Annotated in this window: 25 protein-coding genes; 13 read left to right on the top strand and 12 right to left on the bottom strand. The window is 65.4% G+C overall.

Going from position 1 to position 23,794, the window contains the following annotated elements:
- Positions 1–57 precede the first annotated feature (57 nt).
- Complete coding sequence (gene chrA, locus QGV55_RS02225; protein ID WP_281018502.1) at positions 58–1,362, top strand: chromate efflux transporter; 1,305 nt, start codon at positions 58–60, stop codon at positions 1,360–1,362.
- Positions 1,363–1,377: 15 nt separating this feature from the next.
- On the opposite strand, the gene QGV55_RS02230 is transcribed toward chrA, so the two are convergent.
- Positions 1,378–1,941: an HD domain-containing protein gene (locus QGV55_RS02230; protein ID WP_281018501.1), complete on the bottom strand. Its 564-nt coding sequence runs from the start codon at positions 1,939–1,941 to the stop codon at positions 1,378–1,380.
- Between the two features lie 151 nt (positions 1,942–2,092).
- Here QGV55_RS02230 and phnC point away from each other — a divergent pair, with 151 nt between their 5' ends.
- The 4 genes from phnC to phnE (QGV55_RS02250) all read left to right on the top strand — a co-directional run bounded on the left by phnC (position 2,093) and on the right by phnE (QGV55_RS02250) (position 6,184).
- Complete coding sequence (phnC, locus tag QGV55_RS02235; RefSeq protein WP_281018500.1) at positions 2,093–2,917, top strand: phosphonate ABC transporter ATP-binding protein; 825 nt, start codon at positions 2,093–2,095, stop codon at positions 2,915–2,917.
- A 55-nt stretch (positions 2,918–2,972) separates the two neighbouring features.
- On the top strand, positions 2,973–3,881 hold the full coding sequence (gene phnD, locus QGV55_RS02240) for a phosphonate ABC transporter substrate-binding protein (protein WP_281018499.1): 909 nt from the start codon (positions 2,973–2,975) through the stop codon (positions 3,879–3,881).
- 153 nt (positions 3,882–4,034) lie between these two features.
- Positions 4,035–4,847, top strand: a complete 813-nt coding sequence (phnE, locus tag QGV55_RS02245) for a phosphonate ABC transporter, permease protein PhnE (protein WP_281018498.1) — start codon at positions 4,035–4,037, stop codon at positions 4,845–4,847.
- Entirely contained in the window at positions 4,844–6,184 is a 1,341-nt protein-coding gene (gene phnE / locus QGV55_RS02250) for a phosphonate ABC transporter, permease protein PhnE (protein WP_281018497.1), read from the top strand. The genes phnE (QGV55_RS02245) and phnE (QGV55_RS02250) overlap by 4 nt, the downstream gene beginning before the upstream one ends.
- On the opposite strand, the gene QGV55_RS02255 is transcribed toward phnE (QGV55_RS02250), so the two are convergent.
- The 3 genes from QGV55_RS02255 to QGV55_RS02265 all read right to left on the bottom strand — a co-directional run bounded on the left by QGV55_RS02255 (position 6,146) and on the right by QGV55_RS02265 (position 9,637).
- Positions 6,146–6,823 (bottom strand): TetR family transcriptional regulator, encoded by a 678-nt coding sequence (locus tag QGV55_RS02255; protein ID WP_281018496.1) that lies wholly within the window; start codon positions 6,821–6,823, stop codon positions 6,146–6,148. The genes phnE (QGV55_RS02250) and QGV55_RS02255 overlap by 39 nt on opposite strands.
- Before the next feature lie 24 nt (positions 6,824–6,847).
- The gene (locus tag QGV55_RS02260) at positions 6,848–8,581 is read right to left on the bottom strand and encodes an amidohydrolase family protein (RefSeq protein ID WP_281018495.1); all 1,734 of its coding nucleotides are present in this window, start codon (positions 8,579–8,581) and stop codon (positions 6,848–6,850) included.
- 72 nt (positions 8,582–8,653) lie between these two features.
- The gene (locus QGV55_RS02265; RefSeq protein WP_281018494.1) at positions 8,654–9,637 is read right to left on the bottom strand and encodes a Gfo/Idh/MocA family oxidoreductase; all 984 of its coding nucleotides are present in this window, start codon (positions 9,635–9,637) and stop codon (positions 8,654–8,656) included.
- A gap of 82 nt (positions 9,638–9,719) precedes the next feature.
- On the opposite strand from QGV55_RS02265, the gene QGV55_RS02270 reads away from it, so the two are divergent.
- Entirely contained in the window at positions 9,720–10,289 is a 570-nt protein-coding gene (locus QGV55_RS02270; RefSeq protein WP_281018493.1) for a VOC family protein, read from the top strand.
- On the opposite strand, the gene QGV55_RS02275 is transcribed toward QGV55_RS02270, so the two are convergent.
- Positions 10,273–11,466: an MFS transporter gene (locus tag QGV55_RS02275; protein ID WP_281018492.1), complete on the bottom strand. Its 1,194-nt coding sequence runs from the start codon at positions 11,464–11,466 to the stop codon at positions 10,273–10,275. The two genes, QGV55_RS02270 and QGV55_RS02275, sit on opposite strands and share 17 nt — an antisense overlap.
- A gap of 137 nt (positions 11,467–11,603) precedes the next feature.
- On the opposite strand from QGV55_RS02275, the gene QGV55_RS02280 reads away from it, so the two are divergent.
- Positions 11,604–11,750, top strand: a complete 147-nt coding sequence (locus QGV55_RS02280) for a DUF2256 domain-containing protein (RefSeq protein ID WP_348637660.1) — start codon at positions 11,604–11,606, stop codon at positions 11,748–11,750.
- 3 nt (positions 11,751–11,753) lie between these two features.
- Here QGV55_RS02280 and QGV55_RS02285 read toward each other — a convergent pair whose 3' ends face one another.
- Positions 11,754–12,641, bottom strand: a complete 888-nt coding sequence (locus QGV55_RS02285; RefSeq protein WP_281018490.1) for an alpha/beta hydrolase — start codon at positions 12,639–12,641, stop codon at positions 11,754–11,756.
- Between the two features lie 370 nt (positions 12,642–13,011).
- Here QGV55_RS02285 and ffh point away from each other — a divergent pair, with 370 nt between their 5' ends.
- From ffh to rplS, 5 genes are read left to right on the top strand one after another with little or no spacing between them, the layout of a single operon-like run.
- Positions 13,012–14,364, top strand: a complete 1,353-nt coding sequence (ffh, locus tag QGV55_RS02290; RefSeq protein ID WP_281018489.1) for a signal recognition particle protein — start codon at positions 13,012–13,014, stop codon at positions 14,362–14,364.
- Between the two features lie 50 nt (positions 14,365–14,414).
- Positions 14,415–14,858 carry a 30S ribosomal protein S16 gene (rpsP, locus tag QGV55_RS19725; RefSeq protein WP_348637639.1) on the top strand — a complete coding sequence of 148 codons (444 nt, stop codon included), beginning with the start codon at positions 14,415–14,417 and terminating at the stop codon, positions 14,856–14,858.
- An 18-nt stretch (positions 14,859–14,876) separates the two neighbouring features.
- Positions 14,877–15,473 (top strand): ribosome maturation factor RimM, encoded by a 597-nt coding sequence (gene rimM, locus QGV55_RS02300; RefSeq protein ID WP_281018488.1) that lies wholly within the window; start codon positions 14,877–14,879, stop codon positions 15,471–15,473.
- Positions 15,470–16,177, top strand: coding sequence for a tRNA (guanosine(37)-N1)-methyltransferase TrmD (gene trmD, locus QGV55_RS02305; RefSeq protein ID WP_281018487.1), 708 nt, complete (start codon positions 15,470–15,472; stop codon positions 16,175–16,177). Before rimM ends, trmD begins: the two co-directional genes overlap by 4 nt.
- Before the next feature lie 4 nt (positions 16,178–16,181).
- Positions 16,182–16,562, top strand: coding sequence for a 50S ribosomal protein L19 (gene rplS, locus QGV55_RS02310; RefSeq protein WP_281018486.1), 381 nt, complete (start codon positions 16,182–16,184; stop codon positions 16,560–16,562).
- A gap of 299 nt (positions 16,563–16,861) precedes the next feature.
- Here the strand turns inward: rplS and ettA are convergent, their stop codons facing one another.
- From ettA to QGV55_RS02340, 6 genes are all read right to left on the bottom strand, one after another.
- Positions 16,862–18,541 (bottom strand): energy-dependent translational throttle protein EttA, encoded by a 1,680-nt coding sequence (gene ettA, locus QGV55_RS02315; protein WP_281018485.1) that lies wholly within the window; start codon positions 18,539–18,541, stop codon positions 16,862–16,864.
- Between the two features lie 258 nt (positions 18,542–18,799).
- Positions 18,800–20,038 carry a DNA polymerase IV gene (locus tag QGV55_RS02320; protein ID WP_281018484.1) on the bottom strand — a complete coding sequence of 413 codons (1,239 nt, stop codon included), beginning with the start codon at positions 20,036–20,038 and terminating at the stop codon, positions 18,800–18,802.
- 26 nt (positions 20,039–20,064) lie between these two features.
- Positions 20,065–20,952: an ROK family protein gene (locus tag QGV55_RS02325; RefSeq protein WP_281018483.1), complete on the bottom strand. Its 888-nt coding sequence runs from the start codon at positions 20,950–20,952 to the stop codon at positions 20,065–20,067.
- A gap of 14 nt (positions 20,953–20,966) precedes the next feature.
- Complete coding sequence (locus QGV55_RS02330) at positions 20,967–21,626, bottom strand: hypothetical protein (protein ID WP_281018482.1); 660 nt, start codon at positions 21,624–21,626, stop codon at positions 20,967–20,969.
- A gap of 22 nt (positions 21,627–21,648) precedes the next feature.
- Positions 21,649–22,818, bottom strand: coding sequence for a serine hydrolase domain-containing protein (locus tag QGV55_RS02335; protein WP_281018481.1), 1,170 nt, complete (start codon positions 22,816–22,818; stop codon positions 21,649–21,651).
- Positions 22,819–22,912: 94 nt separating this feature from the next.
- On the bottom strand, positions 22,913–23,185 hold the full coding sequence (locus QGV55_RS02340; RefSeq protein ID WP_281018480.1) for a DUF3572 domain-containing protein: 273 nt from the start codon (positions 23,183–23,185) through the stop codon (positions 22,913–22,915).
- 238 nt (positions 23,186–23,423) lie between these two features.
- On the opposite strand from QGV55_RS02340, the gene QGV55_RS02345 reads away from it, so the two are divergent.
- Complete coding sequence (locus QGV55_RS02345; protein WP_281018479.1) at positions 23,424–23,789, top strand: response regulator; 366 nt, start codon at positions 23,424–23,426, stop codon at positions 23,787–23,789.
- Positions 23,790–23,794 lie beyond the last annotated feature (5 nt).

Consider the following 23,794-nt stretch of genomic DNA (forward strand, 5'->3'; position numbering starts at 1 on the left):
GAATTGTCCTCCACCAAGCACCCCATCGCCGGTGCGGCGATGCAATGGATGAACGCCATGACTGAATCCGCCTCCGTCCGTCTGCCCGCCGGAGCGCCGGCCTGGCCGGATGTCTTCCGCGCGTTCGGGCGCATCGGTCTGCTTTCGTTCGGGGGACCCGCCGCCCAGATCGCTCTGATGCACCGGGTGCTGGTGGAGGAGAAGCGCTGGCTTTCGGAGCGGCAGTATCTCGACGCGCTGAGCTTCTGCATGCTGCTGCCGGGGCCGGAGGCGATGCAGCTTGCGACCTATGCGGGCTGGCGGTTGCGCGGCGTTCCGGGTGGCTTGCTGGCGGGCATGCTCTTTGTCATTCCCGGTGCCTGCGTGGTCCTTGGCCTGGCCATTCTCTACGCCCATTTCGGCAAGACCCCGCTGCTGGCGACGCTGTTTCTGGGCATCAAGGCTGCGGTCCTGGTGATCGTCGTGGAAGCACTGCTGAAGGTGGCGCGACGGGCCCTGCATCGTCTGACCGGCTGGATCATCGCCGGTGCGGCCTTTGGCGGGATATTCCTGTTCGAGTTGCCGTTCCCGCTGATCATCGTCGCCGCGGCGGTCGTCGGGTTCAGCCTGCGGCCCGGTGCGGCGGATGCGCGGGAGGCAGGGCGTGCTGCGCCCGCCCCCGTTTCTGTCAGGTCAACGGGACAGACGGTCCTGCTCTGGCTGTTCGTCTGGTGGGCGCCGCTGCTGCTGCTGGACCTGCTGGCGGCGGCCCCGGTACTCGCCACGATCGGCCATTTCTTCTCCAAGCTGGCGGTCGTGACCTTTGGTGGCGCCTATGCGGTCCTGGCCTACATGGCGCAGCAGGTCGTCACGGGATTCGGCTGGCTGAGTGCAGGGGAGATGCTGGACGGGCTTGGTCTGGCGGAAACGACGCCGGGGCCGCTGATACTGGTGACGGAGTTCGTCGGCTTTCTCGCCGGGTTCCGGAGCGGCGGGCTCTGGCTCGGGCTCGCCGGAGCCATGGTGACCCTATGGGCGACGTTCGCACCATGCTTTCTCTGGATCTTCGCCGGGGCGCCCTACATCGAATGGATCTCCGGCCAGCCGCGCCTCCGGGGGGCGCTGGCCGCGATCACGGCGTCGGTGGTCGGGGTCATGCTGAACCTGTCGATCTGGTTCGCGCTGCATGTGATGTTCGCCAATGTCACACGGCAGACCGTCGGGCCGCTGACCTTGTGGCAGCCGGAGCTGGCAAGTATCGACTGGCGTGTCCCGGTGCTGTCGCTGTTGAGTGCTGTGCTGCTGCTGCGGTTGCACTGGGGAATCGGCCGTGTGCTGGCGATCTCTGCCGCGACCGGATGGGTCCTTGCAGAAATGCAGTGACCTGCGGGTCGAGGATCACCCGCCCTGATGCGCGGCGGCCAGACCATCGGCCATGTCCCGATAGTCCTGCAACACAGGCGTCTCCATCCCCGGCACCTTCGCGGCGTCGTCGATGCGGCGCAGCTTGATCGCGGCGCGGTGGCCCGGCTCGGCCTCGAATGCGGTCCGCTCGGCCTCGTCCATGAGGCCACCCTGCAGTTCCAGGCTGCGCACGGAATCGGCGGACAGCAGATCGAAGTAGTCCGGTTCGACCGTGCAGAGATAGCGTTTGGCAGCCACATGCAGCCGCACCGGGTCGGCCACCGACGGTCCGAACACGAGATCGAGTGTCCGCGCGCCCGCGACTTCATGCCGGTCATCGATACCCCTTTCAGCCAGCGCCTCGTCCGTGTCGGTCACCAGATGCCCGATGTCATGCAGCAGCGCGGCAATCACCAGGGCGTCATCGCCACCCTGCGCCTCCGCCAGCGTGGCGGACTGAAGCGCATGCTCCAGCTGGGAAACGTCGGAGAGGCCATAGCTGCCGCTGCCACGCTCCGCCAGACGGGTGAAAAGGCGCTCGACAGCTTTCGTGGGCATTCCGACCTCCCGGATACAGACAAACGGAACTGATTATCGCATCTGACTGTTGCAGCCCAATGACCATCGACCGTCAAAAAAGCTTCACAGGACTGTCATCTGCGTTTCATGGCGCACCACTAGACCTGCTCCCGAACTTCAGGAGGGGTTGATGCTGGAAGTCCGAAAGCTGGAGAAGCAGTTCGGCGGCGGTGTCGTGGCTGTCAAGGATGTCAGTTTCGACGTTGCGCGTCCGCAGATGGTCGGCGTCATCGGTCGCTCGGGCGCAGGCAAGTCCACGCTGCTCCGCATGATCAATCGCCTGACACCGGCGAGCGCCGGTGCCGTCCTGGTCAACGACGTTGATGTGCTGCAACTGCGGGGGCGGGAGAAGCGGGCCTGGCAGCGGGACTGCGCCATGATCTTCCAGCAGTTCAATCTGGTGCCGCGCCTGAATGTGGTGACCAACGTGATGCTCGGGCGGCTGAATGGCCATGGCCTGATCGGCAGCCTGTTCAGCATCTTCAGTGACGAGGACATTGACCGCGCGCTGGCGGCACTCGACCGGCTGGGCATTGCCGACAAGGCGCTGCAGCGGGCCGAGACCCTGTCCGGTGGCCAGCAGCAGCGCGTCGCCATCGCCCGCGCCCTGACGCAGAACCCCAAGATGATCCTGGCCGATGAACCCATCGCATCGCTGGACCCGTTGAGCGCCGAGACGGTGATGAAGTCGCTGCGCCAGATCCATGAACGCGACCAGATGACGGTGCTGTGCAACCTGCACACCCTGGATACCGCCCGTGCCTATTGTGACCGGGTGATCGGGATGCGTCAGGGAGAACTGGTCTTCGACGGTCCGTCCAGCGCCCTGAGTGCCGCGACGGTGCGCGAGATCTACGGTGCCGATCACGAAATCGATGAATCCATGACGTCTACCGCGCTGGGTCGCGGGGCACGACAGCCGCAGGGACTTGGCCCCGCCGCTGTGCCCGCCTGATCCGACGCAGCAACTACCACCATCACATCAGTCAATTCTCTGGAGGGACAAGACGATGAAATTCACCCGTATCGCGACACTCGCCGCCGCAGCCACGATGCTGTCCGGCGTCGCCCTGGCTGACAGCGGCATCAGCGAATTCCGCATCGGCATCCTGGGTGGCGAGAATGCCTCCGACCGCCTGCGCAGCAACGAGTGCCTGGTCGAGAAGACCGAGGCCCTGCTGGGTGTCGAGACCAAGCTGTTCGCCCCCGCCGACTACAATGGCGTGATCGAGGGGCTGCTGGGCGGCAACCTGGACATGGCCTGGCTGGGCGCTTCCGGCTATGCCAAGGTCTACCTGACCGACCCGAATGCGGTTGAGCCGGTCCTGACCAAGATCAATGCCGACGGTTCCTTCGGTTATCACTCCATCGGCTTTGCCCGTGTCGACAGCGGCATCAAGAACCTGGACGACATGAAGGGCAAGAAGTTCGGCTTCGGTGATCCGAATTCCACCTCCGGCTACCTGATCCCGTCCATCGAGATCCCCGCTGCCGGCTACACGATGAAGTCCGGTGAGCATTTCGGTGAGGTCGTCTTCACCGGCGGTCATGAGCAGACCATCGTCGCCGTGCAGAATGGTGATATCGACGGTGGTGTCAGCTGGGCCGATGGCCTGGGCAACTGGGAAGACGGCTACAACAGCGGCGCCTTCCGCAAGGCCGCCGATGCCGGTCTGGTCGACATGACCCAGCTGGTGGAAATCTGGCGCTCCAAGGTCATCCCGGAAGGCCCCATCGTGCTGCGCAAGGATCTGCCGGCCGATGTGAAGATCAAGATGGTGGCCATGCTGGCCAGCCTGCCCTCGATGGATCCGGAATGCGCCTACGGCTTCATGGCCGGCAAGATCAAGGCGATCGCTCCGATCAGCCATGCCGACTACGAGGTCATCGTGGCCGCGCGCAAGGCGAAGTCCAACTGAGCCATCACGGTTCGCGACGAGGGCGGACGGTCCGGAATGTTCCGGGCCGTCCGTTCGCCGTTGCCATTGCCTGCCATCACCCTTCTTCCAGTCCAGCCGTGAGTGCGCCCGTTCATGATCGCATCTGCCCACCTGAGAGACGAAATCCTGCAGATGAAGCGCAGGCGCCAACTCTATTCCGCAGCCATCGTGGTGCTGCTGACTGTCGTCATGGTGGGGGGGTACGGACAGGCAAACGAGATGAACTCCGGCGGGTTCATCAGTGGTCTGGCCAAGTTCTTCGACTATCCCGGTGAGATCGTCGCGGAAGCCTGGGATGCGGGGGCCGCGTTTCCCGGCCTGCTCTGGCGCTTCCTGCCCGCGCTGATCGAGACGCTGAACATTGCCGCCGTTGCAACGATCCTGGGCGGTCTCGGGGCCATGGTCTTTGCCTTCCTGGGGGCCAGCAACCTCAATGTCTGGCCGCCGGTCGTGCCGGTCGCGCGCAGGATCATGGATGTGATGCGCGCCTTCCCGGAACTGATCATCGCGCTCTTCCTGATCTTCGTGCTGGGTTCCAGTCCGATCCCGGCAATGATCGCCGTGGCGTTCCACACCACAGGGGCGCTGGGCAAGCAGTTCTCCGAAGTGAACGAGAACATCGATACCCGCGCGGTGGAGGGACTGGGGGCCTGTGGCGCAAGCTGGTTCCAGCGGATGCGCTTTGCGGTCCTGCCTCAGGTGCTGCCGAACTACCTGAGCTATTTCATGATGCGGTTCGAGATCAATGTGCGCGCCTCCGCCATCCTGGGCTTTGTCGGCGCGGGCGGGATCGGTTCCGAACTGCGGCGGACCATCGGCTGGGGGCAGCGGGCCGGCGATGAGACTGCGGCCCTGTTCGTGCTGCTGATCCTGACCATCTTCCTGATCGACCAGGCGTCGTCATGGATGCGACAGCGCATTGCCCAGACGGAGGCATTGACATGAGCGCCACCGGCATGACCCTGGATTCCGGTCTGACCGTGCAGCGCGATACCGTCGCCCGCGCCTTGCGCCGGACCACGCGGATCGGCTTCGCGATGCTGGCGCTCTTGCTGGTCTATCTGACCTACACCTGGTTCGCCTTCGACGTCCCGGCCCTGATCAAGAGCGCCAAGCCGGAGCAGGCGGCGCTGCTGGCCACCGACGCTGTGGCTCACAAGGTCCATGTCACCCGCCTGCTGCGACGCGGCACCACGTCCATCGCGATAGAGGGGGAGCGGACGGCGACCTACGAGACGCCGCCCGACTGGGTGGCCGTCGATGGGGAGAAACTGACCATCGACATGGAGGACGGCTACACGGTCACCATGCGCGCGACCTCCCTGACCCTTGATGTCCCGGACTATGGCCTGATCAGGGTTTCGGTGCAGGACGGTCGGGTCATCACCGAACTGCCGCCGGGGCGGAAACCCGACTGGCTGCGGGCCACCAGCGCCAAGTTCGACGCCCGTCCCGATCTGAGCCGCCGGGTTCAGGTCTCCCGCGCCAAGATGGAGGTGCACCGCTACTTCGCGGGCTGGGAGAATTTCTTCTTTCCCTTCCGGTCACCGCTGAGCGTCCTCACGGCGGGTGAACTGCTGGACCTGGCCCTGAGCGACGAGGAACTGGAGCCGGGCACCGCCAACTGGCTGCTGATCCTCGACACCTTCTGGACCAATCCGGACTGGCAGCACGGCAATGTCTTCGTCGCGCTGCTGGAAACCCTGCTGATGGCGGTGCTGGGCACCTTCACGGCGGTCTTCGTGGCCCTGCCGCTGGCATTCCTGGCGGCACGCAATTTCACGCCCTCCGGACCAGTGCGATTCTTCGTGCGCCGGCTGTTCGATTTCGTGCGGGGCATCGACATGCTGATCTGGTCGCTGATCTTCATTCGCTCCTTCGGGCTCGGCCCGCTGACGGGCGCGCTGGCCATCGCCTTCACGGATACCGGCACGCTGGGCAAGCTGTTCTCCGAGGCGCTGGAAAACATCGACCGGCGTCAGGTGGAGGGGGTGAACGCCACGGGGGCCTCCAAGCTGCAGAGCTACCGTTTCGGTGTCATCCCGCAGATCCTGCCGATCTTCATCTCGCAGGGGTTCTACTATCTGGAATCCAACACTCGCTCCGCCACCGTCATCGGTGCGCTGGGGGCAGGGGGCATCGGGCTGATGCTGGTGGAGACGATCAAGACCTCCCGCGACTGGGAGAACACGCTCTACATCATCATCCTGACCGTGCTGATGGTGATCGTGATGGACGCCCTGTCAACCCGCCTGCGCCGTCGGTTTACCGGCGACCGCTGACCCGCGTCGGCACCCGAGCATGTCGAGGGCGAGTGCGGCGTAGCCATCCGCGATCACCTCCGGTGCCTTCGGCCCGTCGCTTCGGTACCAGCTCGCGACGGCGGTGCACATGGTGACGATGGCCAGGACCGCCTCATCCCGGTTAGCGGTGTGGAAGCACCCGCGCCGCAGACCGTCGTCCACAGCGTCCTTGAACAGGGTGGCGATATGGTCGCGCAGGGCCACGATCTCCTGCCGCTCCTCCGCCGACAGGCTGCGCAGTTCGGTATTGGCGACGAAGGATTCCGCCTGGCGCTCCGTATGCAGGCGCACATGGTTGCGCACCAGCGCGGCCAGCCGCTCCACCGGGTCGTCGCCCGCCGCATCCCGCGCGGCCTCCAGCACATGGATCAGGTCCGTTGTCACGCCGATCATCAGCGTGCGCAGGATCTCCACCTTGGAGGGGAAGTAGTAGTAGGCGTGGGAGATCGCGGTGCCCGCACCGTCGGCGATCTTGCGCATGGAGGTGTCGTGGAACCCGTGCGCGAAGAACGCCTCCAGCGCCGATTTCAGCACGGCCTCCCGCCCGGACCCTTCGGTACCCGCCGTTGACGCGGAGCCTGCGCGTCGCCCGGTCGTCCGGGCGGTCTGTGCCGTCATCTGGTGTGCTCTCCCCTGCGCCGCCTACTCGGCGGCCATGGCCCCGTCGGTCTGTGCCATGCCGGTACCGAAGCGCAGCAGCCGACCCGAATGGACGTTGGTCGGCTGGTCATCGCGGATCGTCACCTCGCCGTTCACCAGGACGTGGCGATAGCCGGAGGCACGCTGCACACGGCGCCATTCACCGGCCGGCAGATCATGCACGATCTCCGGCTCCAGGACTTCCAGATTCTCGTAGTCATAGACCAGGATGTCGGCCGGTGCGCCCTTGCGCAGCACACCGCGCCCGACGAAGCCCGCAAGCTGCGCCGGCAGGGCGGACAGCCGCCAGTGGGCTTCCTCCAGACTGATCATGCCGTGCTCGCGCACGATCTTGACCAGGGTCTCCGTCGGATAGCGCCCGGCGGTGAGGAACTTGGTGTGCGCACCGCCGTCGGAGACGCCGAACAGCACGTAGGGGTCGTCGACGATCTCCTTCAGATAGTCGATGCGGCCATTGGGCGGTGCGGCGAAGAACTCGGTCTCCAGATTTTCCTCCACGGCCATGTCGAGCATGACATCCACCGGATGCTTGCCCATCTTCTCCGCCGCGAGGGCCAGCGTGTGGTCCAGCCATTCCTGGTTGTGATCCAGCTTCGGCCCGACGATGACGATCTGGTCCAGCGGCCCGGTGGCGGTGCGGGGCATGTTCTCCCGCAGCGCCTTGCGCCGTTCCGGATCGGCCAGCTTCTGCTTGCGCTCCTCGAAGGTGCCGGTCGTCGCCTCGCACCAGGCCTCGATATCGTCGAACAGGTTCCAGTCCTCGAACGTGAAGGTGAAACCGGCGTCGGTGGTCAGACCCTGGCCGACCACCTGGATGCCGCGTTCGCGACAGCTCTGCAGCCATGCCAGCACGCGGCGATGGATCTCGGGGCGGTGGTCGAAGGCCTGCACCACATTCATGATCATGGGCCGGCCGGAAATCTCCGCCATCTCCTCGTAGAACTTCTGGTCCTTGTCGTTGTCACCGGAGACCAGCAGCATCTGCATGAAGCCCTCGTTCCGCTCCCGCAGCACCTTCGCGAGCTCGCGGCAGGTCTCGTCATGCATCACATCCGTCGGCATGGGGGTGCCGTCGAAGTCGCGCTGCACCGCCGCCGGACCCGTGGGCAGCATCCGCTGCGCCGACCATCCACAGCCGCCCGCATCCAGCGACTCATGCAGCAGGCGCCGCAGTTCCGCGTGCTCGGCGTCGGTCGGCATCCGTCCGGCCTTGGCCCCTTCGAAACCCAGCACCCAGATCAGCAGCGGCCCGATGGGCACATAGGGCAGGATGTTCACCGACTTCGGCGCCCGGTCGACGCTGTCCAGGAATTCGGGGAACGTCACCCAGTCCCAGGGCAGCCCGGCCTCCATCGACGGCAGCGGGATCGCCTCCACCCGTGTCATCGACATCATCGCCCGCTCCCGCGCCTCCGGATGCACCGGGGCAAAGCCGAAACCGCAGTTGCCGATGACGACGGAGGTGATGCCGTGCCAGCCGGAAATGGTGCAATAGGGATCCCAGAAGAGCTGCGCGTCATAATGCGTGTGCAGGTCGATGAAGCCCGGCGCAACGATCAGGCCCGTCGCGTCGATCACCTCCGCCCCGTCAGCGGCATCGATGTGTCCGATCTCCGCAATGACACCGTCGCGAATGCCGATGTCACCGCGATAGCGCGGCGCCCGCGTACCATCCACGATCATCCCGTTCTTGATGACCCGATCAAATTTAGCCATGTGCTTTCCTCCCCGGAACCAATTTGAACGAATGTTCAATCAAGGTGGTTCCGGTGTCAAGCAGTGCGAGCTTCAGCCGGTCGCCAGAATGCGTTCGACGACCGACTGGACCTCCAGCGCCTCCGCCACCGTGGCAAGATCATGGGGTTCGCCCTGCACCATGGCCGCCAGTTTCGTGACCTGGCCCTGCAGGATCATCGGGCGGGCGACTTCGTGGCTGGGGGCTTCGGGGTCTCCGACCCAGTTACCGTCGGCGGTCAGTCGCTCCGCAAAGGACCAGTCCCGCAGCCGGATCGCGCCATCCGTGCCGGTCAGTGTCCAGAGATTGTGGTCGGCCTGATCGGTGGTGCCGACACCGCCCTTCAGCCTGACCGGCAGGTCCCCGGCGGTCATGTCTGCGGCAATGGCTGTCTCCGCCATGTCGCCGCCGGGGAATCTCGCGGATGCGCTCCCCAGGCGCAGCGGCCCGCAGAGGCGGCGGGTCAGGAACAGGAAGTGGGAGACCACTTCGCGGGTGAAGCCGCCCTCCGCCCGGCGCGAAAGCCAGCCGTCGGCATCCATCTGCCAGGGGCGGGGCCATTGGGCGAACTCGGTGCTGATCTCCAGCAGTTCAGGCGTGCCGATCACGCCCTCCGCCAGCCATTTCTTCAGCGAAGCGACGGCGGGGGAGGAGGCGAAGATGAAGTTCACTGCCGCTGCCAGCCCCGACCGGTCCACCATTTCCAGGAATGCCTGGCTTTCCTCCATCGAGACAGCCAGCGGTTTCTCCGTGAACACGGCGCGCCCGGCGCCCAGGGCGATGCGCGCATGGCCGAGGTGGGTGGCAGGGGGGGACGCGATGTAGATCACGTCCGCCGCTGCCGCGACGTCGGGCGCGTGATCGACGAACGGCAGATCCGGCATTTCGGCGGTCAGCCGCGCCCGCGCCTTCGGGTCCGGGTCCCAGAGCGCCGAGAGCGTGATCAGGTCCGGGTCCAGTGAAAGGGTGGCGCGGATGATCCGCTCCCCCATTATGCCGCAGCCGATGATGCCGAGCTTTACGCTGCGTCCTGTCATGTCGTTGACCCTCCGGTTGTTCCTGATCGGAGCGGGAGCGTAGAGTGTTTGGGCTTCGGATGGCAGAGGGCTGGAGGAACCGATGGCCGCACCGACCAAGTTCGCGCATGTGGTGTTCAACACCCATCGCTATCAGCAGATGATCGACTGGTACGCCGTGGTGTTCGAGGCGCGGGTGCAGCATCAGGGCAAGCGGCTGGCATTCCTGACCTACGACGACGAACATCACCGGTTCGCCTTCGCCAATCTGGGTCCGGAGGAACCGGGCGACGCCGAGCAGGGCAAGCGCGCCGGAGCCGGCCTCAACCATCTGGCCTACACCTGGGCCGGGATCGACGATCTGCTGGACACCTACAGCCGTCTGAAGGCGCAGGGCATCCTGCCGGTCCGCCCGATCCGGCACGGCTTTACCCTGTCGATGTACTACTGCGACCCCGACGGCAATGGGCTGGAGTTCCAGGTCGACCTCATGACGCCGGAACAGGCCAATGACTTCATGCGCACGGAGGCATTCGCCGCCAATCCGGTGGGGGAGGTGTTCGATCCGGATGCGCTGGTGGCGCGGTATCGGTCGGGCGAGGCCGTGGACGATCTGATCTTCCGCTCCGACCAGCCGGAACGCCTTGGCGCGCAGTTCAGGCGGGCGGTCTGATCCGCAGCAGGGCGATCCCGGTCAGTCCCGAAAGCACGGCCATGGTGCTGTAGGCCAGACCATAGTCCGACAGGGTGACCAGCACGCTGAACAGGCTGGGCAGGACCATGACGCCGAAGAACTGGCTGAAGGCACCCAGCCCCGCCGCCTCGGCCACATTCTCCTGCCCGCCGATGCGGGCGAACTCGGCGAAGGCGAGACCGGTGTAGCCGCTGGCCGTGGCCCCCGCGACGACGGCGACCAGCAGGATGCCGCCCCAGGGCCAGTCGGCCGAGAACATGCCGGCAAGTGCCCCCATGGCCCCCATCACAAGTCCCATCACGGCCAGCATCCGCGGCGCGGGTATCCAACGGTCGGCGACCACGCCCCAGATGGGTCGCGTGATGACGCCGGAGATCTGGTAGGCGGCGAGCATCTGGCCCGCACCGACCAGATCGAACCCGGCACGGCTGGTCAGATGCACGCTCATGAACGACACGAAGCAGAGCTGCATGCCGGCGTAGAAGAAGACAGCCAGGGTCAGGCTGCGGATCTCCGGCAGGCTGCGCAGCAGGCGCAAGGGGCCGAGCAGCCCGGACGCGGTGATGACATGCGCCGGATTGCGCCCGGTGTCATAGGTGCCGCGCACCACCTGCAGCAGCACCAGCATGATCAGGGCCGGGATGATCTGCACCCCGATTGCCGTCTGCCAGTCGAAGCCGAGCACCAGCGGCGGCACGATCAGGCCGCCCAGCACGCCGCCCAGCGGCACGCCGATCTGGCGGATGGAGAAGACCAGATTGCGGATCGACGGCGGTGTCCGCTTCATCAGCAGGTGCGAACTGGTGGGGGCGGTCGCGCCATAGCCCAGACCCAGCAGCACCGCCGACAGTCCCAGCGCCAGCACTGTCCCGCCCAGTGACGCGGCAGCGATCATGGCAATCCCCGCCAGGATGATCACCTGGCTGACCCTGACCGCGCCGTAGCGGTGGATGAAGCTGACCGACAGGATGGCGGAGATCATTCCGACGCCATAGACGATGGAGATGAACACCCCCACACGTTCCCCCGCCACGCCCAGGTCAGCGGCGATGGCCGGTGCCGCGGCCGGCACCGAATAGGCCGCCATGGTGACCAGCGTCTGCACGAACAGGCCGATCAGCAGCGGGATCAGGGGAAAGGTGGTCAGGGCAGGCAATGGTCTGCTCTCATGGCATTGATCCTGTCGTTGGGAGCATCTCCCGGAGGGTGAACCAGCTCCACCGAAGCAATCCTGTTCCGCATTCCGCTCGTATGTCTTGCGCAATCTCCTGCTGGACAGGCGCATTCATGAAGATGCAGCGAAAATCCGATCTGCCGGTCAAGACCTGCGCCACCTGCCAGCGCCCCTTTGCCTGGCGGCGCAAGTGGGCGCTCAACTGGGCGCAGGTCCGTTACTGCTCCGAACGCTGTCTGCGATCCGCGCGTCGGGGCAAGGGCTGAGCTTCAATCCTGGCCCTTCGTCGGCATCGGCGCGTTCCCTTGCGCGCGCGGATCGCGGGGGCCCCACTTGCCCAGTTCCACGGCATGAAGGAACCGTTCCACCTGATCGTTGAACGCCGCCGGTTCCTCCAGGTTCATGCCGTGCGCGGTCTTCGGTGCCATCCAGAGGCCGGAGGCGGGGATGGTGCGCTTCAGGAACAGGCTGGTCTCGATGCAGGGCTCGTCCTCGTCACCCACAGCGATCAGCACCGGCAGGGTCATTGCGGCAAGCTCTGCCGTGAAGTCCGTCAGGGACGGGCGCTGGCCCTGATAGTTGCGCATGGTGTAGGCGGAACCGAGCGCCGGATGTTCGCCGAGGTTGCGGCGGAATTCCTCGAACCCGCGCGGGTCCTTGTTCTGCAGGTGAATGCGGGTCGGTCCCTCCGCGACCGCGTCCACCAGACCCTCGGACCCCTTTGCCTCGATCAGGTCGGCCAGCTTTGCCGTCTGTTCCATGAAGGCGGCGCGCTCGTCCGGCGGGGAGCCGGAACCGACGCCTGCCAGCACCAGACCCAGCACCCGCTCGGGCGCACGCAGGCCGAACTGCAGCGCGGCATAGGCCCCCATGCTGAGACCGACGACATAGGCCCTGTCGATGCCGAGATGGTCCAGCACCACGCCGATATCGTCGGCGAAATGCTCATAGCTGTAGAGGCTCTGGTCGGTCGGCACATCGGAACCGGTATAGCCGCGCGCGCTGTAGGCGATGCAGCGATAGTGACGTCCGAAATGGCGCACCTGTGCCTCCCAGCTGCGCCAGTCGGCGGCGAATTCATGCACGAAGATGATCGGCGTGCCGGATCCCGTTTCCTCGAAGTAGAGCTTCACCCCGTCCGAACTTGCATATGGCATCCCGTCCTCCCCATCGTGTTTCAGTCCCCAGCCTTGACGGAATTGTTGCACAGCCAGATGGCGAAGTCAGACTCCGACATCGATCCCAGGGCGATGGAGTGGCCGATCTAGCGTACTTTCGTGGGGGCATCTGAGAATGTGCCTGACGGGTCCGCAACGCCCGGCCTGCTTGACGCAGGTACGGTGCAGGCGTACAAGCCAACCCTTCTACGGTAATGGCAGACACCATCCGTGCAGGTTCCGAGGGGCTCGTCAGGGTTTCGGAGGACAGGTACCCACTGGCCGACGAGTTTCGTCCGCCGGTGTGCAACGCATTGCGTGGCGGTCTGTTGCTGACCTTGGTTATTGGCTGAACACGGGAAGGGAACCGATGTTCGAATCCTTGAGCGAACGGCTTGGCGGCGTCTTCGACGCCCTGAAACGCCGCGGATCGCTGACCGAAAGCGACGTGTCGGAGGCGATGCGTGAAGTGCGCGTGGCGCTGCTGGAAGCTGACGTGGCGCTGCCCGTGGTCAAGGACTTCATTGCCGAGGTGAAGAAGCAGGCGGTGGGCCAGGATGTGCTGCGCTCCGTCACGCCGGGCCAGATGGTCATCAAGATCGTCTCCGATCATCTGACCGAGGTGCTGGGCAAGGAGTCCGACGGCCTCAGCCTCAACGCCGTGCCGCCGGTACCGATCCTGGTCGTCGGCCTGCAGGGTTCGGGCAAGACCACCTCCACCGCCAAGATCGCCTATCGCCTGCGCACGCGGGAGAAGAAGAAGGTGATGATGGCGTCGCTGGACGTCCGTCGCCCCGCCGCGCAGGAACAGTTGCGGGTACTGGGAGAACAGGCGGAGGTCACGACCCTGCCGATCGTCGCCGGACAGCAGCCTGTCGAGATCGCCAAGCGTGCCATGGCCTCGGCCCGGCTGCAGGGCTATGACGTGGTGCTGCTGGATACCGCCGGTCGCCTGCATGTCGATGAGCAGCTGATGGCAGAGGTCGCTGCGGTGCGGGACGCCGTGTCGCCGGGCGAGACCCTGCTGGTCGCCGATGCGCTGACCGGTCAGGACGCGGTCAATGTCGCGAAGCAGTTCGACGAGCGTGTCGGTCTGACGGGCATCATGCTGACCCGTGTCGATGGTGACGGGCGCGGTGGCGCGGCCCTGTCGATGCGTGCGGTCACCGGTCGGCCGATCAAGCTGCTGGGCGTGGGCGAGAAGCTGGACGCGCTGGAAGCCTTCCACCCCGACCGCATCGCCAACCGCATCCTCGGCATGGGCGATGTCGTCAGCCTGGTGGAACGTGCCAGCGAGTCGATGGAGGCCGCCGAGGCCGAGAAGCTCGCGAAGAAGCTGAAGAAGGGCCAGTTCGATCTGGAGGACCTGCGCGGCCAGTTGCAGCAGATGCAGAAGATGGGCGGTCTGGAAGGGCTGGCCGGCATGCTGCCTGGCGCCAAGCAGATGAAGCAGCAGCTCGCCCAGGCAAACATCGACCCGAAGATGCTGAAGCGGCAGGAGGCGATCATTTCCTCCATGACGCCGAAGGAACGCCGTCGCCCCGATGTCATCAACGGGTCGCGCAAGAAGCGCATCGCCGCCGGTTCGGGCACCACGGTGCCGGAAGTCAACCGCGTCCTGAAACAGTGGAAGCAGATGTCGGTGATGATGAAGAAGGTCAAGAAGATGGGGAAGTCGGGCATGATGCGCGCCGGTCTCTCCGGAATCCTGCCCAAGATGTAACACCCTGAAACGCAACGAATACCAGTTCAGAAATACGGAGATCAGAGAAAATGGCAGTCAAGATCAGGTTGTCCCGCGGCGGCGCGAAGAAGCGTCCTTTCTATCGCATCGTTGTTGCCGACGTGCGCGCCATGCGTGATGGCAAGTTCATCGAGCGTATCGGCACCTATGACCCGATGCAGCCGAAGGATTCCGAGGCCCGCGTCAAGGTTGACCTGGAGCGTGCGAAGCACTGGCTGAGCCATGGTGCGTTGCCGACCGACCGTGTGGCGAAGTTCCTCAGCGACGCGGGTCTGATGGAAGCCCGTACCCACAACAATCCCCAGAAGGCCAAGCCGAAGGCGAAGGCGCAGGAGCGTCTGGAGGCCGCGAAGATGAAGGCCGAGGAGGCCGAGCAGGCCAAGGCTGATGCCGCTGCCGCCGCTGCCGAGGCTGCTGCTGCACCGGCCGAGGAAGCCCCTGCCGAGGAAGCTGCCGCCGAAGCGGAAGCGTAAGCAGCGGAGTCTGTCGCCATGCCGTCAGCCAGGGTCATCGTTGCCGCGGTCGCGGGCGCTCACGGCGTCAGCGGCCGCGTGAAACTGAAGACCTTCACGGAGGTGCCGGAGAATGTCGGCACCTTCGGCCCGCTGACCGACGAGAGCGGGGAGCGGCAGTTCGACGTGCGTGTCACCGGCTCCACCAAGGGGGGCGTGATCGCGGAGCTTTCGGGCATCCGCAACCGCGACCAGGCGGAGGCGCTGAAGGGGACCACCCTGCATGTGGAACGGGACCGGCTGCCCGCGCTGGATGATACGGAAGACTATTACCAGGCCGATCTGATCGGGCTGGAGGCGGTGCATGTGGATGGCCAGCGGCTGGGCCGCGTGAAGGCTGTGCACACGCTTGGCGCGGGGGAGGTGCTGGAGATCCAGCCGTCGCTGCGCGCCGGGCGCCGGACCCTGCTGATTCCGTTCACCAGGGCTGCCGTGCCGGTGGTCGATCTGGCCGGCGGGCAGGTGACCATCGACCCGCCGGAGGAGATCGAGGCCCGGCCCGAGGATGAGGAAGGCGCGTCCTCGGAGGGGGACGGGGCGCTGGTCGCTGACGGTGACGAGACCGCCCGGGAATGACCGAAGCAGCCTTCCGCGCAACGGTGCTGACGATCTATCCGGATATCTTTCCCGGACCGCTGGGGACGGCCCTGTCGGGGAAGGGTCTGGAGAAGGGGCTCTGGTCACTGAAAGTGGTGGACATCCGCGACTTCGCGCGCGATAAGCACCGCGCTGTCGATGATGCCCCTTTCGGCGGCGGTGCGGGCATGGTGATGCGGCCTGATCTGCTTGCGCAGGCGATTGATGCGAACCATGTGGCGCCGGCTCCCCTGATCTACTTCAGCCCGCGCGGACGTCCTCTGGACCAGGCGCTGGTGGAGCAGGTGCGGGATGCCGGTGAGGTGACCCTGATCTGCGGTCGCTTCGAAGGGGTGGACGAACGGGTTCTGCAGGCCCGTCCCGTGATGGAAGTCAGCCTCGGCGACTTCGTGCTGTCAGGGGGTGAGTTTGCGGCACTGGCGATGCTCGATGCCATTGTCCGGCTGGTGCCGGGGGTAACGGGCAACAGCGCCAGTCTGGCGGAAGAGAGCTTTGCGGACGGGCTTCTCGAATATCCGCACTACACGCGTCCGCGTGAATGGGAGGGGCTGACCCCTCCTGACATATTGTTGAGCGGCGATCACGCCCGCATCCATGCCTGGCGGCAGGACCAGTCGAAGGCCCTGACGCAGGAACGGAGACCGGACCTATGGCGACGCTACAAGGAAAAAGAAAACAGGTGACCAGATGAACCTGATCGAAGAGATCGAGCGCGAGGAGATCGCGCGTGTGACCGAAGGCAAGGAGATCCCGTCCTTTCAGGCCGGTGATACCGTCCGCGTCAACGTGAAGGTGACGGAAGGCAGCCGTGAGCGCGTCCAGGCGTTCGAGGGCGTCTGCATCGCGCGCCGCAACCGGGGCCTCAATTCCTCCTTCACCATCCGGAAGATTTCCTACAATGAAGGCGTGGAGCGTGTGTTCCCGCTCTACTCGCCGATCATTGATTCCATCGTCGTCGTGCGCCGCGGTGTCGTGCGCCGGGCGAAGCTCTATTACCTGCGCGGCCGTCGCGGCAAGTCCGCCCGTATCGCCGAGCGCCGGACGGAGCGGGCCAAAAAGACCGCCTGATCCTGCATCGCAGACCGAAACGGAAAGGCCCGGAGCACAGCGTGCTCCGGGCCTTTTTCGTTGCGGGAGGTGCGCTGGTTGTCCGGTATTGCCCCGTTCGGCGTGGGAGACTGGGCTCGCGGATCAAGTCCGCGAGCGGCGTGGTGAGGGGCGAGCGGTCTCACTGAAATCTCCCACCCCACCGACGCCGTACCCGGGCTTGACCCGGGTACCCAGCCGTGCCGCACAGGCGTGGGATGCCGGGCCCGCGGATCAGGTCCGCGCGCAGCGTGGCGCGTGTGGCCCGTGCATCCGAATGGTCAGGCGATCAGCTTCTTGTAGCGGATGCGGTGGGGCTGGTCGGCGTCGTCACCCAGGCGGCGCTTGCGGTCGGCTTCGTAGTCCTCGAAGTTGCCTTCGAACCATTCCACGTGGCTCTCGCCCTCGAAGGCGAGGATGTGGGTGGCAATACGGTCGAGGAAGAAGCGGTCATGGCTGATGACCAGCGCGCAGCCGGCAAAGCTGACCATGGCCTCTTCCAGTGCCCGCAGGGTCTCGACGTCCAGGTCGTTGGTCGGTTCGTCGAGCAGCAGCACGTTGGCCCCTGACTTCAGTGTCCGCGCCAGATGCACCCGGTTCCGCTCACCGCCGGAGAGCTGCCCCACCTTCTTCTGCTGGTCGCCGCCCTTGAAGTTGAACGAACCGACGTAGGCGCGCGACTGGATGGTGCGCTTGCCCAGTTCCAGCACGTCGACCCCGCCGGAGATTTCCTCCCAGACGTTCTTGTTGGGGTCCAGCGCGTCACGGCTCTGGTCGACATAGCCGAGCTTCACGGTCTCGCCGATCTCGACCTTGCCGCTGTCGGGCTGCTCCTGCCCCGTGATCATGCGGAACATGGTCGACTTGCCGGCGCCGTTGGGGCCGATGATGCCGACAATGGCACCCGGCGGGATCTTGGCGGAGAAATCGTCGATCAGCAGCTTGTCGCCAAAGCCCTTGGTGACATTCTCGAACGTGATGACATTGTTGCCTAGGCGCGGCCCCGGCGGGACGTAGATCTGCATCTCGGCGCGGCGTTCCTCCGACTCGACGGACAGCAGTTCCTCATAGGCCGAGACACGGGCCTTGGACTTGGCCTGGCGTGCCCGCGGGCTCTGCCGGATCCATTCCAGTTCGCTGGCCAGCGTGCGCTTGCGCGATGCATCCTCGCGGGATTCCTGCTGCAGGCGCTTCTCCTTCTGCTCCAGCCAGCCGGAATAGTTGCCCTGGTAGGGAATGCCGCGCCCGCGATCCAGTTCCAGGATCCAGCCCGCGACATTGTCGAGGAAATAGCGGTCATGGGTCACGGCCACGACGGTGCCTGGATAGTCGTGCAGGAACCGCTCCAGCCAGAGCACGGATTCGGCGTCCAGATGGTTGGTCGGCTCGTCGAGCAGCAGCATGTCGGGCTTCGACAGCAGCAGCCGCGCCAGCGCGACCCGGCGGCGCTCACCCCCCGACAGCTTGTCGATGGCCCAGTCGGACGGCGGGCAGCGCAGCGCGTCCATCGCCACCTCGACCTCCCGGTCCAGGTTCCACAGGTCGGCGGCGTCGATCTCCTCCTGCAACTGGCCCTGCTCCTCGATCAGGGCGTTCATCTCGTCATCGTCCATGGGTTCGGCGAACTTCATGGAGATCTCGTTGTAGCGGTCCAGGATCGCCTGCTTCTCCGCCACACCGTCCATGACGTTGCCCAGCACGGTCTTGGCCTCATCCAGCTCCGGCTCCTGCCGCAGGTAGCCGACGTTCAGACCGTCCGCCGCCCAGGCCTCGCCGCCGAACTCCGTGATTTCCCCGCCCATGATCTTCAGCAGGGTGGACTTGCCGGAGCCGTTGATGCCCAGCACGCCGATCTTGGCTCCGGGCAGGAAGGAGAGGTTGATGTCCTTCAGCACCGTCTTGCCGCCCGGCCAGTTCTTGGTCAGGCCCTGCATGGTGTAGACGTACTGATAGCTCGCCATCTCTGGATCCTCTCGGCTCAGGTCATCGGTTCGGGGAATGCCGCTGGCGCGGGTTGTAGCGAATGTGGCGGCGGCGGGCAATCTATGTGGCGGATCGATGCGCTGACCATTCCATCCCACCCCACCGACGCCGTACCCGGGCTTGACCCGGGTACCCAGTGTGCCGCTCGGGCGTGGGAGACTGGGCTCGCGGATCAGGTCCGCGAGCGACGTGGAGGGAAGGGAGAGTGGTGGAACGGTCCACGAACGGGCGCGCCTTCATTTCTCCTTCCGGCCGCGTCCCTCACCGATGCTGGCCTTGCCGAAGCGGGCGCGGACCTGGTCCAGGGCGCTTTCGATCTTCTTGCGGCGCTGGCGGTCGGTGTCCAGCAGGTCGGGCGCGTCGGCGGTCGCACCCTGTACCAGTCCGGCGGCGCCTATGCCGATCAGGCGAAAGGCGGTCCGGCCATCCGCCTCGATCCGCATCAGTGGCTCGGCAGCGTCATAGAGCACACCGGCAAGCTGGGTCGGATTGTCCAGGGTCCGGCTGCGGGTGCGGATGGAGAAGTCGGCTGCACGGAGCTTCAGGGTAACCGTGCGTCCGGCCAGATCCTTGCGTTTCAGATCGGCGGAAACCCGCTCCGACAGACGCCAAAGATGCCGTGCCAGTTCGTCCGCATCACGCAGGTCGCTGTTGAAGGTGGTTTCCGATGAAACACTCTTTGCCTGGTTGTCGGGACTGACGTCGCGGGCGTCGCGGCCATGGGCGAAGGCATGCAGCCGCTTGCCGATGGCGCCATAGCGGCGCATCAGGTCAGCCTCCGTAAACTTGCGGAAATCGCCGATCAGACGGATGCCGTCGGCATTCAGCTTCCGGTGAAACGCCTTGCCGACACCATAGATGTCGGAGACCGGGCGCTTTGCCAGGAAGTCCACCGCTTCGGCCTCTCCGATCGCCGCGAAACCGCGCGGCTTGTCGAGGTCGGAGGCCAGCTTGGCCAGGAACTTGTTGTAGGACAGGCCGACGGAGATGCTGACCCCGACTTCCTGCTCCACCCGCGCGGCGAGGCGGGCGAGCATGACCGCCGGCGGGGCGTGATGGACGCGCGCGGTGCCCGACAGGTCCAGGAAGGCCTCGTCGATCGACAGCGGTTCCACCATGGGCGTCAGGTCCTGCATCAGGGCGCGGATCTCGCGGCTGACGGCGACGTATTTCTGCATGTCCGGCTTGATGACGACCGCGTCGGGGCAGGCCTTCAGCGCCTTGAACATGGGCATGGCGGACCGCACGCCGTAGATGCGGGCGACGTAGCAGGCGGTGGAAACCACGCCACGGGTGCCGCCGCCGACGATCAGCGGCTTGTCGGCCAGGTCGGGGTTGTCGCGCTTCTCGACAGCCGCATAGAAGGCGTCGCAGTCCACATGGGCCAGGCTGAGGCGGTCCAGTTCGTCGTGGGCAATGCCGCGCGGTGATCCGCAGGTGCGGCAGATGCCGGACGCCGGTGCCCTGTCGGCCATCGCGAAACAATCCCGGCAGAGCCAGCTCATGATCGCGGATCACTGTCCGGCGGCCAGAGCCAGGCCGCACCGCGCACTCCGGAAGAATCGCCGTGCCTTGCCCGGACCAGCCGTGTCGCGACGTGATCGGAGAAGACCCAGTCGGGAAGCCGTTCAGGCACATCGCGATAGAGCCGGTCGATGTTCGACAGCCCGCCACCCAGCACGATGACCTCCGGATCCAGCACGTTGATCACGCTGGCCAGCGCCCGGGCCAGCCGGTCGGCATAGGTCCGCCAGAACAGGTCGTCGGTGATCTCGCCCGCCTGACGCTGTTGCCCGTGGGAGGCGGCATAGCTGGCGCTTACGGCCGGGCCGGACAGGAAAGCCTCGATGCAGCCATGCTTGCCGCAGTAGCACGGTGGGCCGGGGCGTTCGCTGTCGCGCGGCCACGGCAGGGGATTGTGCCCCCATTCCCCGGCGATGGCGTTGGGTCCGTGGATCAGGTGCTGGCGCCAGACCAGACCACCGCCGACACCGGTCCCCAGGATGACACCGAACACCGACAAGGCCCCGGCGGCGGCGCCGTCCACGGCCTCCGACAGGGCAAAGCAGTCGGCGTCGTTGGCGAGGCGCACGGGCCGGTCCAGCGCGGCGGCAAGGTCGCGGTCCAGCGTCTGTCCAATCAGACAGGTCGAATTGGCATTCTTGATCAGGCCGGTGGCGGGGGAGATGGCGCCCGGTGTGCCGACACCGACGGTGCAGGTCTCACCCACCGTCGCCTCGATCCCGAGAGCAAGATCACGGACGGCCCGCACGGTCGCGGCATAGTCGGTCTGTGGCGTTGCCACGCGGCGGCGCAGGCGGATCGTGCCTTGGGCGTCCATCGCCACGGCCTCGATCTTCGTACCGCCCAGATCAACGCCGATGCGCATCCTGTCTGCTCCGGTCAGTCGCCGAACAGGCGGGCTTCGATGAAGGGGGTGGCCTCCGGCCAGGTATCGGCACGGTGGTGCGCATCTTCCGCCATCGGCAGCATCGGTGCCAGCCTGGGGTCGGCGACAAAGTGCAGCCGATGCACATCCACTGCCGACCTGGCCACGGAGGTATGGTTGTGCGGAATGTCGTCGATGAAGATCGCCTCCGCGCCCGCGCGCTGCTGCAGCAGGCGCACCGCCGGCCCCTTCAGACCTTCGTTGGCGACCAGCGGAAAGTCCATGCCGTGGCGGCGCAGTGCCTGCCGCCGCCCCTCCGCCCCGTTGGCCGGAATGTTGCTCAGGACCACGATCTGCGCCCGCTCCGACAGGTGCGCCAGCGCTTCAGCGGCACCGGGCACGGGGGTCAGCTCGGCGGTATGGTTGGCGAAGAAGGTGCCGAGGTGGGTACGGACCTCCTTGCCCTCCAGCGCACGCCCGTCCGCGTCACGGACGTTGCCGGTAATGCCGAACGATGACCAGTCGAAAGTCAGGTCGACGCTGTTCAGGTACCGCTCCAGCCCTTCCATGAACGCGAACAGTACCTCGTCCGCGTCGCTGATCACCAGCGGGCGACCGGGAATGATGTCGATGGCGTCGATCTGCGCCCGGATCGCCGGGTCAAGCTCGGTCATGGGAAGTCCTGTCTCGTGCTGTTCAGTTCAGGCAGTCATATACCGCTTTCTCGAAGGCAAGAAAGTGCGGCAGGGCCTGGTCGTCCGCGAAGGGCAGGATCTGGGTGGCATAGACGCCGCCGATACCGTTCTTCGGGTCGATCCAGTAGTAGGTATTGGCCAGACCCGCCCAGGCAAGTGAGCCAGCGGCGCGCCCGGTCGGGGCATCCTGCTCGTTGATCATGAACGACAGGCCCCAGGTCTTCTCGATACCGGGAAAGAATTCGGCGTCATTGGAGACGCCGCCTGCCGACTTCAGTTTCGTGACCCGGCTGGCCCCCATCTGGTTGACCGACATCTGCGCAACGGTCTCGGGCTTCAGGATCTGCCGGCCACCGGCCTGACCCCGGTTCAGGATCATGCGGATGAAGCAGCCATAGTCTTCCACCGTGCCCACCAGGCCGCCGCCGCCCATCTCGAACTCGGCCGTGTCGGATGGGGGAGAATCCGGCTGCACCTGCAGCGAACCATCGGGGCCGCGCACATGCATCCTGGCCTTGCGGCTGTGCATCTCGTCGGTGCTTGCGAAGGCGGTGCTGGTCATGCCCATGGGGGCGAACAGGTGCTCGGCCATGTAGGCGCCAAGGGTCTGACCGCTGACCGCCTCCAGCATCAGGCCCGCCCAGTCGATGCCGGTGCCGTACTCCCATCGGGTCCCGGGATCGAACAGCAGGGGCATCATCAGGGACGCCCGCTTGCGGCTGCTGATCGGCGGAATGCCAAGAGCCTCGACACACCGCGCGATGTCGTCGGACCACATGTCATAGACGCAGCCTGCCGTGTGGGTCAGCAGGTGCCGCAGGGTGATGTCCTGTTGCGGCGGGCGCAGTTTCGGCTGCCCGCCCGCGTCGAAGCCCTCCAGGACCTGCAGTTCCCCGATTTCCGGCAGGACCGTGCGGGCAGGGGCGTCGAGGTCGAGACGGCCCTGCTCGACAAGCTGCATCACCGCCGCCCCGGTGATGGCCTTGGTCATGGAGGCGATCCAGAACACGGTATCCGTGGTCATCGGTGTGCCGGAACCCAGCGCACGCTCCCCGAACGCGTTCTGATAGGTTGTGCCGTTGGTATCCGTCACCAGCGCGACAACACCGGGCACGGTCCCGGCATCGGTTGCCGCGCCCAGAAGGGCATCGAGTATCTGCTGAACGTCCAAGTCACTTCTCCCCGATGATCATGCCGCCAGTACCGGTCCTGGCCAAACGGATCATAGCCAACAGGCCGAGGCATGTGGTAGGGTTCGCGCGAGATCAGTAATCGAAGCTGGCACCCGGCAATTGCCTGCGCGCACGGGCCGGTTCGGCGGGATCGATCCCCTGATCGGCGCAGAAATCCAGCAGCAAGCCTTCGTTCTGCAACAGGTGATCCATGACACCCGCAAGGAATTCCGGCGATCCGGCGCTACGCCGTAACTCCGACGGGGAGACCCCGGCGAGTGCCAGAAATGCCTCGATCCGGTCCGCGTCGGCGGCAAGGAAACCAAGAGCGTTGATGGCGAGCACTTCCGCAGCGTCACGATCCATGATTGATTGCTGTTCCCGTAAATGCAGAAATGTGTGATTGGATCCCGACACCAAGGTTACCCCGTTGGGTCCGGAACGTTAACTCTTGCTTTACACGCCACTGCGATGATCCGTCCTGCGGGGCAAAAAGCGCAGTTGTTCCGAAGTGTTGGCACTGGGCCCAAGCCGTTCATCGGGGATCGTTCGGATCCGGTGGACAGGATGAACATGACGCGGCAGAAGGCCGTTTGAGGATAGCATGTCGAAAACCGTTCTTATCGTCGAAGACAACGAGCTGAACATGAAGCTGTTTCATGATCTGCTTGATGCCCATGGATATGCCACCGTGCAGACCAAGGATGGGATGGAGGCGCTGAAGCTGGCACGTGAGCACCGTCCTGACCTGATCCTGATGGACATCCAGTTGCCGGAGGTTTCGGGGCTGGAGGTTACCAAGTGGATCAAGGAAGACGATGACCTGCGATCCATACCCGTTATCGCCGTCACGGCTTTCGCCATGAAGGGCGATGAGGAGAAGATTCGCGACGGTGGCTGCGAGGCCTATATCTCGAAGCCGATCTCTGTCGGGACCTTCATTGATACGGTCAAGCAGTTCCTGGGTTAATCGCA

It is taken from the genome of Minwuia sp. IMCC3009, assembly GCF_029909415.1.
Lineage (GTDB): Bacteria > Pseudomonadota > Alphaproteobacteria > Minwuiales > Minwuiaceae > Minwuia.

Excerpts from the sequence above, each read along its gene's own strand:
- chrA (WP_281018502.1), top strand. The coding sequence starts at position 58 with ATGACTGAATCCGCCTCCGTCCGTCTGCCCGCCGGAGCGCCGGCCTGG.
- QGV55_RS02230 (WP_281018501.1), bottom strand. The coding sequence starts at position 1,941 with ATGCCCACGAAAGCTGTCGAGCGCCTTTTCACCCGTCTGGCGGAGCGT.
- phnC (WP_281018500.1), top strand. The coding sequence starts at position 2,093 with ATGCTGGAAGTCCGAAAGCTGGAGAAGCAGTTCGGCGGCGGTGTCGTG.
- phnD (WP_281018499.1), top strand. The coding sequence starts at position 2,973 with ATGAAATTCACCCGTATCGCGACACTCGCCGCCGCAGCCACGATGCTG.
- phnE (WP_281018498.1), top strand. The coding sequence starts at position 4,035 with ATGAAGCGCAGGCGCCAACTCTATTCCGCAGCCATCGTGGTGCTGCTG.
- phnE (WP_281018497.1), top strand. The coding sequence starts at position 4,844 with ATGAGCGCCACCGGCATGACCCTGGATTCCGGTCTGACCGTGCAGCGC.
- QGV55_RS02255 (WP_281018496.1), bottom strand. The coding sequence starts at position 6,823 with ATGACGGCACAGACCGCCCGGACGACCGGGCGACGCGCAGGCTCCGCG.
- QGV55_RS02260 (WP_281018495.1), bottom strand. The coding sequence starts at position 8,581 with ATGGCTAAATTTGATCGGGTCATCAAGAACGGGATGATCGTGGATGGT.
- QGV55_RS02265 (WP_281018494.1), bottom strand. The coding sequence starts at position 9,637 with ATGACAGGACGCAGCGTAAAGCTCGGCATCATCGGCTGCGGCATAATG.
- QGV55_RS02270 (WP_281018493.1), top strand. The coding sequence starts at position 9,720 with ATGGCCGCACCGACCAAGTTCGCGCATGTGGTGTTCAACACCCATCGC.
- QGV55_RS02280 (WP_348637660.1), top strand. The coding sequence starts at position 11,604 with ATGCAGCGAAAATCCGATCTGCCGGTCAAGACCTGCGCCACCTGCCAG.
- QGV55_RS02285 (WP_281018490.1), bottom strand. The coding sequence starts at position 12,641 with ATGCCATATGCAAGTTCGGACGGGGTGAAGCTCTACTTCGAGGAAACG.
- ffh (WP_281018489.1), top strand. The coding sequence starts at position 13,012 with ATGTTCGAATCCTTGAGCGAACGGCTTGGCGGCGTCTTCGACGCCCTG.
- rpsP (WP_348637639.1), top strand. The coding sequence starts at position 14,415 with ATGGCAGTCAAGATCAGGTTGTCCCGCGGCGGCGCGAAGAAGCGTCCT.
- rimM (WP_281018488.1), top strand. The coding sequence starts at position 14,877 with ATGCCGTCAGCCAGGGTCATCGTTGCCGCGGTCGCGGGCGCTCACGGC.
- trmD (WP_281018487.1), top strand. The coding sequence starts at position 15,470 with ATGACCGAAGCAGCCTTCCGCGCAACGGTGCTGACGATCTATCCGGAT.
- rplS (WP_281018486.1), top strand. The coding sequence starts at position 16,182 with ATGAACCTGATCGAAGAGATCGAGCGCGAGGAGATCGCGCGTGTGACC.
- ettA (WP_281018485.1), bottom strand. The coding sequence starts at position 18,541 with ATGGCGAGCTATCAGTACGTCTACACCATGCAGGGCCTGACCAAGAAC.
- QGV55_RS02320 (WP_281018484.1), bottom strand. The coding sequence starts at position 20,038 with ATGGCCGACAGGGCACCGGCGTCCGGCATCTGCCGCACCTGCGGATCA.
- QGV55_RS02325 (WP_281018483.1), bottom strand. The coding sequence starts at position 20,952 with ATGCGCATCGGCGTTGATCTGGGCGGTACGAAGATCGAGGCCGTGGCG.
- QGV55_RS02330 (WP_281018482.1), bottom strand. The coding sequence starts at position 21,626 with ATGACCGAGCTTGACCCGGCGATCCGGGCGCAGATCGACGCCATCGAC.
- QGV55_RS02340 (WP_281018480.1), bottom strand. The coding sequence starts at position 23,185 with ATGGATCGTGACGCTGCGGAAGTGCTCGCCATCAACGCTCTTGGTTTC.
- QGV55_RS02345 (WP_281018479.1), top strand. The coding sequence starts at position 23,424 with ATGTCGAAAACCGTTCTTATCGTCGAAGACAACGAGCTGAACATGAAG.